Source organism: Moorena bouillonii PNG, assembly GCF_001942495.1.
GTDB classification, from domain to species: domain Bacteria; phylum Cyanobacteriota; class Cyanobacteriia; order Cyanobacteriales; family Coleofasciculaceae; genus Moorena; species Moorena bouillonii.
Map to the genome: position 1 here is coordinate 4,874,373 of NZ_MKZS01000001.1, position 10,869 is coordinate 4,885,241.

Annotated in this window: 11 protein-coding genes and 1 tRNA gene; 4 read left to right on the forward strand and 8 right to left on the reverse strand. The window is 44.3% G+C overall.

All coding sequences use genetic code 11. The annotated features are described in order from the left end of the window. The coding region (locus BJP37_RS19740) for a transposase (protein WP_143728007.1) at window positions 1-310 on the forward strand (310 nt) is incomplete at its 5' end. Between the two features lie 307 nt (window positions 311-617). Next, complete coding sequence (locus tag BJP37_RS19745; RefSeq protein WP_075901312.1) at window positions 618-845, forward strand: hypothetical protein; 228 nt, start codon at window positions 618-620, stop codon at window positions 843-845. A gap of 246 nt (window positions 846-1,091) precedes the next feature. On the opposite strand, the gene BJP37_RS36970 is transcribed toward BJP37_RS19745, so the two are convergent. Continuing rightward, window positions 1,092-1,292 carry a hypothetical protein gene (locus BJP37_RS36970; protein ID WP_143727698.1) on the reverse strand — a complete coding sequence of 67 codons (201 nt, stop codon included), beginning with the start codon at window positions 1,290-1,292 and terminating at the stop codon, window positions 1,092-1,094. A gap of 65 nt (window positions 1,293-1,357) precedes the next feature. On the opposite strand from BJP37_RS36970, the gene BJP37_RS19750 reads away from it, so the two are divergent. Together BJP37_RS19750 and BJP37_RS19755 are read left to right on the forward strand one after the other, a co-directional pair. Continuing rightward, on the forward strand, window positions 1,358-1,960 hold the full coding sequence (locus tag BJP37_RS19750; RefSeq protein WP_075901314.1) for a DUF1517 domain-containing protein: 603 nt from the start codon (window positions 1,358-1,360) through the stop codon (window positions 1,958-1,960). A 205-nt stretch (window positions 1,961-2,165) separates the two neighbouring features. Beyond that, window positions 2,166-3,050 carry a hypothetical protein gene (locus BJP37_RS19755; protein WP_075901316.1) on the forward strand — a complete coding sequence of 295 codons (885 nt, stop codon included), beginning with the start codon at window positions 2,166-2,168 and terminating at the stop codon, window positions 3,048-3,050. 121 nt (window positions 3,051-3,171) lie between these two features. Here BJP37_RS19755 and BJP37_RS19760 read toward each other — a convergent pair. The 7 genes from BJP37_RS19760 to BJP37_RS19790 all read right to left on the reverse strand — a co-directional run bounded on the left by BJP37_RS19760 (window position 3,172) and on the right by BJP37_RS19790 (window position 10,729). Beyond that, a tRNA-Gln gene (locus BJP37_RS19760) sits at window positions 3,172-3,243 on the reverse strand. Window positions 3,244-3,429: 186 nt separating this feature from the next. Further along, entirely contained in the window at window positions 3,430-5,373 is a 1,944-nt protein-coding gene (locus tag BJP37_RS19765) for a R3H domain-containing nucleic acid-binding protein (RefSeq protein ID WP_229415377.1), read from the reverse strand. Window positions 5,374-5,527: 154 nt separating this feature from the next. Then, entirely contained in the window at window positions 5,528-6,742 is a 1,215-nt protein-coding gene (gene ldpA, locus BJP37_RS19770; protein ID WP_075901318.1) for a circadian clock protein LdpA, read from the reverse strand. Between the two features lie 256 nt (window positions 6,743-6,998). Beyond that, window positions 6,999-8,345, reverse strand: coding sequence for an IS200/IS605 family accessory protein TnpB-related protein (locus BJP37_RS19775; RefSeq protein WP_075901320.1), 1,347 nt, complete (start codon window positions 8,343-8,345; stop codon window positions 6,999-7,001). A 261-nt stretch (window positions 8,346-8,606) separates the two neighbouring features. Beyond that, window positions 8,607-9,227, reverse strand: a complete 621-nt coding sequence (locus BJP37_RS19780) for a vWA domain-containing protein (protein WP_075901322.1) — start codon at window positions 9,225-9,227, stop codon at window positions 8,607-8,609. 333 nt (window positions 9,228-9,560) lie between these two features. Continuing rightward, window positions 9,561-10,004 carry a salt stress protein, Slr1339 family gene (locus BJP37_RS19785; protein ID WP_198954319.1) on the reverse strand — a complete coding sequence of 148 codons (444 nt, stop codon included), beginning with the start codon at window positions 10,002-10,004 and terminating at the stop codon, window positions 9,561-9,563. Between the two features lie 119 nt (window positions 10,005-10,123). After that, the gene (locus tag BJP37_RS19790) at window positions 10,124-10,729 is read right to left on the reverse strand and encodes a vWA domain-containing protein (RefSeq protein ID WP_071105200.1); all 606 of its coding nucleotides are present in this window, start codon (window positions 10,727-10,729) and stop codon (window positions 10,124-10,126) included. Window positions 10,730-10,869: the final 140 nt, after the last annotated feature.

Here is a 10,869-nt window from a genome sequence, read left to right on the forward strand (position 1 = left end):
TCCCTTCATCAGTTCGACTTTCGGCAATCTTTACATTTTTTGTCCTGTACTTAGGGATCAAGGTTATTCAGGAAAGAATTTTGCTCAAGCCGTCAAACAGGTATGTGGTGATTCTGTTCGAGTCGAAGTGATAGAAAGGAAATCAAAAGAGTTTGAAATTCTTCCAAAGCGATGGATTGTAGAAAGAACATTTGGTTGGTTAAATCGATTTAGACGCTTGAGTAAAGACTATGAACTATATACACAGATGAGTACAGGAATGATATATGGTTCATTAATTCGTTTGATGACAAGAAGATTAGCTTCTTAATTTTTTGTTTACAAATCAGCTCTAAGACGCTGCTGGCTAGTTTGAAATTAGTCAATAGCATTACTTGCTAATTACTCTAGATAACCTAGCGGATTTAGATAGGTATTTCCAGAGAAGCAATCGCCAAAGAAAACCAGGTAACACCAGAAGATAAATTGTTAATTTACCGATTAGGAACGTCTCTCATCGCATCGGTATTAGCCTAATTGACCCCTTCAAAAACCAATAGTGGATTGGGGTATGGGATTTAAACCTAATCGACGATTGGTCAACTTATCACGCAGAAGATTATAAGGCAGAGCAACTAGTGTTATACCTCGGTCGTCGCCTGATTAGTTCCTATGAGTTTATGCCCGACTTTTTTGAGCAACAGATTACAGAAAAGCAATGGTGGCAACAGCGTATTATGACTTTGTGTAAAGCAGATTTTACCAAAGATCACGATATTAATATTACAGCACTGTCAGAAACAAAACCACTGTCAGTAACAAAACACAGGTCAAACTTAATTGAGTTCAGAAGAAAAGTAGGATGAGCTGATCCCTACTTGACTACGTTAACCTAGTTAACTTTTACGGCACTCAGCAACTGATTTATTACTGACGGTTAAGGGTTAAGGGTTGAGGGTTGAGAGTCAACCCTCAACCGCCACAAAGATGGTGACAGCCCCTTCTAGTCAAGCCAGTTCGATACAGATGGCTCAAACCTCTTGTAGTTGTCTTAGCTACATAGTATAAAAAGCTACAGATTTCAAAAACGGGGTGTGTTCAGGAGTGATTGCTCAGTCAGCTGCGGTTGACTGGTGCAGATGCGATTCGGCAAAGCCGTTCGCGTAGCGTGGCCTTCGGCCTCCGCTTCGCGAACGCTCCTGTTTTCTTTTGTTATAGGACTTACGCAATTTACTTGGAAATCCGCTGCCTAACTCCCCTTGCTCTGCCTGACCAATGCGGGTGTTCGGTGATCCAGTATGGGTAGTGAGCAATGCGCTAGAGTAGGATAGATAGGGTAATTGAGATTAATTAACGGCGTAAGTTAGCCGACAGAAGGATGAGTTCTTGGCGCGATCGCTTAAATAAATTTGGTGGCAAAACTAGATTTGTAGTTTTTCGTTTGTTTGTACACTTAGCTGGTTCAGAAGTAACACCCTTGTTGGGGGTACTCAATCGTGCGGCACGGGAGGCCGTTGACTCAGACGGGGATTTGAAGGTTTTAGGGGAAGAACTGGTAGCAATTTGTCAAAACCTGCTACAGCTACAGATCTACTGGCAATCCGCAGCGAATGAAGGGGATGTCTTCTGGAAGGAAGGAGAAGCTGGGGACTACGTTAATGAACTGTTTACTGACTCAGCTGGCCGCTATCTGTCTGAACCAGATTTCAGTACACCCTTAGCTGACAACGAACCTTTATCCATACCTGTGACCCAAAACGTAATTGTTATGATCACAGTAGCCTACGAAGGGGAAGTTCCTGAACTAGAAACTAACCTAGCTAGTGTTGAGTACCTAGAAGCAGGTCTAAAGGCATTGATTAATCTCCACTATCAGGAAAGTTTGCAAGCTATTCAGGTTCACTTCTCTCCAGCACAGTTGGGTGATGAACTGACTGATGAGCAAATTTTACTTAATTTCCCGGAACTGGTTCCCCTGTAATCAGAATAAAATAGGTTAACAAAATATAGTGTTATAGTTTTCACTATCAGGTGATGGGGTGATGGGGTGATGGGGTGATGGGCAAGACGAACGAAAAATCTTCCCCAAATTGTCTTATTAAAAATTAACTAGCCCATAGCAAAGCGCGATTAGACAATAGTGATTGAAGAGAACAATAGTGATTTAAGAAAACTTTTTTAAGTATATGTTACGTACAATTGCGATTTTTGTTCTATCTCTAACCCTATGTTGGACTACAGTAGGGTGTGGTTCTCCTAACTCAAGCCAATTGCCGCCGAATCGGGGTGGGAATACATCCTTTACTCCGACTCGGTTGAGTGATGGGAAATATCCCGTACAACAGGCAACCTACGATGATGTTAATGGGGTATATACCCTGATGGTACTCAATACTCCTGCGGGTAGTCCACCAGTTTTTCGGAGCAGGGATTTGCAGATGGCACGTCTGACTGATGAGCAGGTTGCTGCTGGGGAAAATACCTATCTGAGTATTGATGACAATCAGCCGGTGATGTACCTAACTGAAGACTTCCGGATTGAATATGTCCACAATGTCACTGAGACTAGACCTAATCCTCAAACTGGTCAACAAGAAACAGTAATCGTGCGTCAGCAATCTAGTTTCTGGGCTCCCTTTGCTGGTGCTTTGGCTGGTCAAGCTATAGGTAGTATGCTATTTCGACCTCAATACTATGTTCCACCAGTTTATCAACCAGGAGGAGTTCTGACTGGTTATGGTGGATATGGTAACAGCTATAGTCAAGCAGTGAACCGATATGAAACACGGTACAAATCACCGCCACCCGTGGTTAAAAATACTCGCTCTTTCCGCACTACTGGTAGCTTAAGAAAATCTCCTGCAGCTAATCAAGCCACTACTCGTAAAGCCTCACCCAACGCTAATCGCTCCACAGGAAGTGGTTTCGGCTCAAGTCAGTTACGCACCTCTAGTCCATCTAGTGCTAAGAAAGCCAAACCAAGAAGCAGTGGTTTTGGCAGCACGAATCGATCGCGTTCTGGCTTTGGTAGTAGTCGTGGTGGTAGTCGTTCCTTCAGACGCCGCCGCTAGTTTAGACACCCCTTACCCAAAAGAAGCTTCTAAAGACTTTAGAAGCTTCTTATTTTGCTTGACTGCCAAGTTATTTTGTCATTGACTACCATAACCTGACTAGTACAACTGACTACTATAACTGGGGTGCTAGGATTCGAACCTAGGAATGGCGGGACCAAAACCCGCTGCCTTACCGCTTGGCTACACCCCATTGATTGCACTTCTAAGATGATAACAGATTTGACTGGGAATATGTCAAGTATTTTTTTAGTTATTTTTCCTTTGGCTTAAAGGGTGATGGGGTGATGGGTTGATGGTTTCCGGAAGGAAGAGAAAGAGAGATTGATTGTCTGACCTCCGCATGTTTTTGTCCCCTCTCTTCCTGTGCAACCTAGATTCAGGCCGGATAAATCCGTAAACGTCGGTTGGGTTCATCGCCAAAGCTAGAAGACTTGAGGCGATAGTGTTCAACTAACTCGTGTTGCATCTTCCGCACTTTAGGCGATCGCGGCAACAATTCTACGGGTTGGCCTTTGGGAATCACAATTTGCTCAACTGCTAAACGGGCTTCTTCTAGAGCCTCGATTTCATCCTCGCTAACGCTTTGGGCAAATAACTCCAAATCAGCAGCATCGGGAATTGTGGGGTCATCCATGTGCAACAGACGCCTTAATGCCCGAGTAATCTGGGGGATGGAGCTAGCTTTGATGGCGTGAATCGGGATCTGACGAGATTTAGCAATGGACTTGAGCTTGGAGTGGCTTTTGACATGCGATCGCAATCCTAAAACCACATCAGCAGTATCCATGTTTTTTGTCAAGACCACAGGCAAATTTAGGATTTGGATCACTTGCTCGATTTGATGACGACTAATGCCGTAAGGATAGACCTGTAGTGGCAAGTCCTCACCATTGGGTCCTAACATCTCCATCCCTTGACCCAAGCGGTCTTGCTGTGACCAAGATTCAGCCAGCAGCTGTTCAAACATGCTATTTTCTCGAGCTGGCTCTGGTTCTTGAAGGGATAGGGGCTTCATCTGTCCAGATGAACGCCAACCTTTTGGTTGGCTAGGAGTGGTTAGGGTAAGGTGACCCCTGGTTCGACCATTTGGCGGAATGGCAACTGGAGCGCTAGGTAATTCTCTGGTAATGGTGACCTTACCATTTTCATCTTCTGTCCTGACTGGAGGATTTGGTTGACGTCCCCTGAGCAAATTATCAACCGTGTCCGCAACACTTTCGTGTACGACCCAACGCTTACGCTCTAGCATTTCTACAGCGATTTCAAAGGTTGGGGGGGCTTTGCGCTCCAAAACGGTTTTCTGAGAGCCTCGCCGTCTGGCTTCGTCATCGCCTAGGGTGACAGCCTGGATACCGCCTACTAAATCCGAAAGAGTGGGATTTTTAATTAAGTTTTCAATCCGATTGCCGTGAGCAGTCCCCACCAGCATCACCCCCCGTTCCGCAATGGTACGAGCAGCCTGAGCTTCTAGTTCTGTACCAATTTCATCGATAACGATCACCTCTGGCATATGGTTTTCCACCGCCTCAATCATCACCTGATGCTGATGTTCTGGGCTAGCTACCTGCATCCGTCGGGCTCGACCAATAGCTGGGTGGGGAATATCGCCATCTCCAGCAATTTCGTTAGAGGTGTCGATAATCACTACCCGTTTGTGTAATTCGTCTGCCAAGACTCGGGCAATTTCCCGTAAAGCAGTGGTTTTGCCTACACCAGGACGCCCCAGCATCAAAATTGACGAACCCGTTTCCACCAAGTCACGAATCATGCCGATGGTACCAAAGACCGCTCGACCAACACGACAGGTTAAGCCAATAATTTCCCCTGGACGGTTCCGAATCGCACTAATGCGGTGCAAGGTGCCCTCAATTCCTGCTCGGTTATCACCGCTAAAGGATCCGACTCGCTCAACACAGTGATTGATTTGTTCGATAGTAACTGGTGTCTGACAAAGGTACTCTGCCCGGTCACGAAAGCGCACTTCTGGAAAGCGACCGAGATCCATAATCACTTCGATCAAACAGTCCCTTTCAGGATGTTGCTCCAATGATGAGCGAATTTCGGCTGGCAAAATGTCTAGTAATTTTGGCAAGTCATCTGTAATTTGTTCACAGTTTGAAATCCCCTGAGTTTTGTCCACTGTTTCTTGGTGTTCCTTGGTAGGTATAGTGGCACAATCTAGTTGAAGATTGTCACTTACCTCTGAGGATTGACCACTAACGGTCATCGCCTCAACCAAGCTATTTTCATAAACCACTGGTAATTCTTGATTGAATGACACTTGTTGATCTGAAAGCTTGCTTAGTGGAAAATTCACCATTTGTTTTGCTCAAATAAAGCGATTTCTGCTGTTACGTTTGACCCAGTTTAAATTGCGGTTGTTGAAAATTTGGAACTTATGTCATGTTTATTTTTACTCCTAATACTTGAATGTTTGGATGCCAATTTAATCGAACAGTATTTCTCGATTAAAGTCAAGAAAATGAGATACTCTCGGGGATTTTTTTGACGGATTTGAGTTGAGCCACCAGGGCATGGGCATCTGCCACAGCCTGCCAGAGCAGATCTGGTACATTCTCAAGGTTTCTAGAGGAGGGATTCTGTCCGAATCCCTGGTGGTGATCAACGTCTTTGTCATAGTTTTGTTCTAACTTTTCTAGAATCGGTGAGAGTAGAACTCGGGCGTAGCTACCGTAAGCCACACCGACAACGTAGGGTAGATTATTTGGTTGTTCGCGTAGAGTGGCCTTTTGGCCAAGGTTGTTGTAAGAACGTTCAACCGGCAACCTATCAACTTGGGCTAGCTTCAAAAGCCTAGCTGCTCTTAGTTTGCTGACGGTGTGGTTATTGGTACCACCAGCTAACTGTACGTATCCTGGTAATCCAGCAGCGATGACTTTTTGAGCGATTTTGATAGCAGCATGAGTTGTACCCATGCCTATATCCCCACTCATAGGACGTCCATCAGTTTGCCAGATTAGAGGACAGGGTAAAGGCTGGATGAGTTGGTAGATTTCTTTTAGGTAGTCAATCAAATCTTTACCATCTGGGCAGCTAATGGCTAGGAGTTTGAGTTGAGCGCACCAGGGTGCGATCGCATTCCATAGTCTTTTAAAATCTGGTAAATTCCCGACTTTGGTGTGAATTTCTATAGCATCAACGCCATTGCTTAGAATCAGGGGTGCGATCGCAAAAGGAGCTGATACGTATGACCGAGTAGTGATCAGCTGATGGGGGCAAACTGGCAGACAACGACCACAGCCATAGCAGCGTTGGTCGAGCACACCAGAGTAAGCTTCACTGCCATTCTGGAAAGTAATTGCTTGTGCTGGGCAAATCTTTTCACAGGGACGGGGGCAGTCCCCTGGACACAAATCTGAGTCAAATTCGGCTTTTCGGAAATGGGGGTCTTCCCCATCATTCAAGCTCACCATCAGCCATGGTCTGCCACAGAATCCAAACCCTCGCTGTTTGGCTTCATTTCCCATGGTGCTGGCGACTTGTAAGGCATCTTTCGCCGCCGAAATGACCGCCGGGTCAGCTGCCACATCAATACAATCGGCACCGGCGAGGGTGTAAGCCAAGGTTAGGCTTCTAACAGCAGGGAGGTGTTGAAAACTGGCTCCGCAAATGAGCTTGAACCAATCACCCTCCCTTAAGGAATGTAAGGGATAGTAAAGTTCATTCACTCCTATATGCTAAATCTTTAAGGCGAAAATGGGGAGACTAATTTTACAATTCGAGTAATGAAAAAGGTTTTTTTTGAGGCGCTTACAAACCTTTCCAGGGGGGAAAATCCCTCAATTGTTTTCCAAAAATGCAGATTTAGGGTAGCTGGTTTTATTCTTACACCAAATGTATGGGTTGAATTCCTACAGCTGATCTCACTAAAATAATGGTGTCAATTAAATGAAGCTTCCCCCACCTGAACGAGGTGGGGGTGTCCTATGCTAATCTAGGGCTAGCCGTAGCCCACAGATCACACAGAGAAGCCCAGCTTCTAGGCGGTCGTCGAGATCTTTTGCTGGAACGACCCTCACTGTCATTTCTGCGAGTGAGTTTAAACACACCTCTAGCACCGATATTGTAAGCGCCGTTTAGGTCTGCATTAAACTGCTTACCTGAAGGGAAGGTTGCTTTGGAGTATTTTTTAGAATCTCTCTTCACTGTACCAGAGCCATCAAAAGCCAATTTTGAAGTATAAGCAGCGACGACTTCTATCACTTTTCCACCCAACTCAGCCCATTTCATTTCCGTTAAATCGCGAATTTTTGCCTTGAGCCATCCGTGGAATCTCTGCCTCAGGTTAGACCGCTTTCGTCCACCTTTTGGCTTCCACCCTTTAAGATTCTCAAATACAATTGCTTCCGAGTTAAATTTCTCAGCCATCTCAACAATTCGCCTGGAAACAACCTGGCCAATTTGGTTGTTAATTCTTTGGCATTTTTGATACGTCTTGGAGCAAAAACCTTTGTGTAGTCTTCCTCCTTTACCCATCGTTTTAGATGCTCTTGTTGATACAGATTTTAGTCGTTTGTCCCTGCGGTCTATGTCTCTTCCAAGATGAATAAAATCACGATGGATTACAGTGCCGTCATGGGTTACAACTGCGACGGTTGCGGTAGTATTTATCCCTAAATCTACTGCAGTTACATTAGCCTCTGGTTTTCGTTTTTCTGGTTTACACGCAAACGGAACAGACAGATGACAATACCTATCGTTGAAAATTAACGAAGGGGACATCATCGTGTTTGTAGTTATTTCATGACGCTCTCTGAGACTAGTTATCTTAACCGTAGTCCAAATCCAGTCTTTGCCGTCAAAAACCTTAATCTCGATCTTGTCAAAACCATACAGCTTATAACACTGACCTTTGTATAGCGCAGGATAACAGCCAGTGTCAGCATTTAATCTTGGTGGCTTGCTATCTTTTCTTTTTCGACAACCAGATTGCCATTGGCGATATCTGGTTACATAGCTACTAACTTGTCCAGCTGCAAATGCAATTGCAGCTCGACGGTAGTAGCTAGGGAACTTATAAAAAGTATTGTTGAACTGTGGATATTTGATTTTTGGCCGCTTAGGTGTTTTATGCATTAACTTTTCGAGAGCAGGAGTTAACTGATCTGCTGTCAACTCGCCAAGCTCAGACCAGTGAGTGTAAATAATGCCAACCAAGTATCTACAAGCCTGACGGTAAAGTCTAACCGTCTCTCCAAACAACACTTTCTGTTCGGGAGACGGATTAAGCTTCCATTTGTCAGTTCGTATGATTTTTGCTGGCGATTTCACTGGTATAACAAAATATCCTTAGTCAACATTTTAACCCACAAAAGATTAAACAGCAAGATACTAATCTTTTGTTCCAGGTTTTTAGTAATTATTTTTGTCGTGGACTAACCCCCACCTGGGCGTTCGCGTAGCGTGGCCTACGGCCAGGTGGGGGAATGCGTCTCACGGTCTTGTTCAAAACTCTTTTTATTAAAACCCATCCCACGTGATAGTTAGTCGTGGGATGGAGTTTAAGCATTGGGAATCTTGGCGCTTATTCGGTTAATCAATAATCGCGTTAAGCAAGACCTCGGCTAAGGTCATATTCTCCATGTCTTCCAGAGTGACTGTGTCCACGATGTCAAATTGAGCCCCAGCCCCTTGAAGGTCATCATCAAGTACTTTCAGAAACCGAGTTGCCATGGCATCATTACCCACTTGGATCAGTGAAATGCCTAGCTCTTCATCCTTGTCTATTAGCCGAGATGCTTCAATGATCACTCGCATTACAGCTTTGCGGTCATCTGGCTCACCATCGGTTATCACCAAGAAGGTTTCCCCATTGGGTTTGGTTTGCCCAGCCGCTTTGCGCTTAAAGTAGTCATCGGTGGCATCCTTTAGCACACCAGCGAGATCGGTGCGACCCATGGGATCATTTTCTTGGAAAATTTGTTCTACTTTATCTGAGGTAACATTATCGTACCGTCTAAAGCGACTAGAAAACAGGTAAACCGTAATCCCATCTGGATCGAGCTGTTCACATTTTCTGGCCACTGCTAAGGTAGACTCTTGGGCAATCTGCCATCGACTTTTGCTCCTATCTTGGGAGTCTGGGCTAGACATACTGCCGCTTTTGTCGATGATTAACGTATAGTCACGGTCTTCCACGAGTGAACCTCCCACGAAAAAATTTCCTCCTTACCTTTACTGCCACGATTTCTTAATCTAGCTTAGCTAATACTCCCACAGCTCATCTGGATGTTTTAGCCTTAGGACCCTTAGCAGAAGTTGATTATGCCAACATTATGAAACCATTATTAAAAGCATCTTTCAACGGCAGCACCTTAGACTTGCTTATCAGGGTAGGTAATGGTGGATTTATTTGATTGACTGTTGTCTCTATTTACTATTAGAAATTAAAATAATAATCTTAGAGATTAATCGTAAAATATTGACAGTTTGCTTAGGAGCTGTGTTACCTGCTCACCATCAGATGATACTTAACGAGTCTGGCAATCAAGACCGAGTTTCTTTCAAGGCTTGCAAATAATCAATTGCTGCCTCTAGTTTGGAGGGATAGGAGTCAGAAAATTCTTCAAACCACAACCCTTCTGCTGAGTTTGGAGTTAAGCCTTTTAGCCACTCAGTGGCTTGCTGATTAAGGGCTTCTCGTTCTCTTTGCTTTTGCTGCTGAACTCGTTTTTGTTCAGCTTCGAGTTCCTGCTGTTGTTTGAGAACCTCTTCTTGGTCTTTTTTATCAAACTCTGTTCTCATCTCAGCCAGCTCCCGATCCTCAGCAGTAGATACCCAATCAGGTATTTTCGCTGGTGATTCACTAGTTGCTGGATCAGTTAGTGGCGAATTCACTGGTTGTTCCTGAAACAGAGGCTGTTGTTTCGGTTGAACACCAGCATCTTTTTGTTCATATTCAGCTTTGAGTTGGGCTAACAAGTCATCCATTGATTCCACGACTTTGGTCTCCTATTACCTTGTTAACTGTTGAGGGATATTTTTGAAACAGTTAACTTAAAGCACCTCGAACCCTGACGGTAAAAATCACACTAACCTATGCTAATCCTTTAATCAATAATAGCATTGATCAAAACTTCAGTGAGAGTCATATCCTCCATCTGATCAATAGTTACCGTATCTACGATATCAAACTTAGCCCCAGCATTTTGCAGCTCATCATCTAATATTTTTAAGAATTTAGTTGCCTGGAGATCATTGCCGATTTGGATGAAGGAAATTCCTAGTTCTTCATCGACATCAATACGCCGTGATGCTTCTATGATCACCTTCATCACAGCTTTCCGTTCATCAGGCTCGCCATCAGTGACGACTAAGATGGTTTCTCCATTTTCTTTGGTTTGGCCACTAGCCTTACGTTTAAAATAGTCGTTGGTTGCATCAAGTAAAACACCAGCTAAATCCGTGCGTCCCGATGGTTCATTTTCCTGGAATATCTGTAGCACTTTATCTGCGGTTACATTGTCGTAGCGTTTAAAGCGACCAGCAAATACATAAACCGTGATGCCATCTGGATCCAATTCTTCACATTTATTGGCTAAGGCAAGGGTAGACTCCTGCATGATTTGCCAACGGCTTTTGCCAGCAAGTTGATCCCTAATCGACATGCTGCCACTTTTATCGATGATTAAGGTGTAGTCACGTTGTTCGAGCATTGCTAGTCTTACCCACTCTCATCCTACACCTCTAGGGTATCAAACTTATCATTTTTGACTAGTAACGCGGTTGGGTATCGATAAATATCAGCTATCAGCTATCAGCTATCAGCTATCAGCTATCAGCTATCAGCTATCAG

Excerpts from the sequence above, each read along its gene's own strand:
- BJP37_RS19755 (WP_075901316.1), top strand. The coding sequence starts at position 2,166 with ATGTTACGTACAATTGCGATTTTTGTTCTATCTCTAACCCTATGTTGG.
- BJP37_RS19790 (WP_071105200.1), bottom strand. The coding sequence starts at position 10,729 with ATGCTCGAACAACGTGACTACACCTTAATCATCGATAAAAGTGGCAGC.
- BJP37_RS19785 (WP_198954319.1), bottom strand. The coding sequence starts at position 10,004 with ATGGATGACTTGTTAGCCCAACTCAAAGCTGAATATGAACAAAAAGAT.
- BJP37_RS19750 (WP_075901314.1), top strand. The coding sequence starts at position 1,358 with ATGAGTTCTTGGCGCGATCGCTTAAATAAATTTGGTGGCAAAACTAGA.
- BJP37_RS19765 (WP_229415377.1), bottom strand. The coding sequence starts at position 5,373 with ATGGTGAATTTTCCACTAAGCAAGCTTTCAGATCAACAAGTGTCATTC.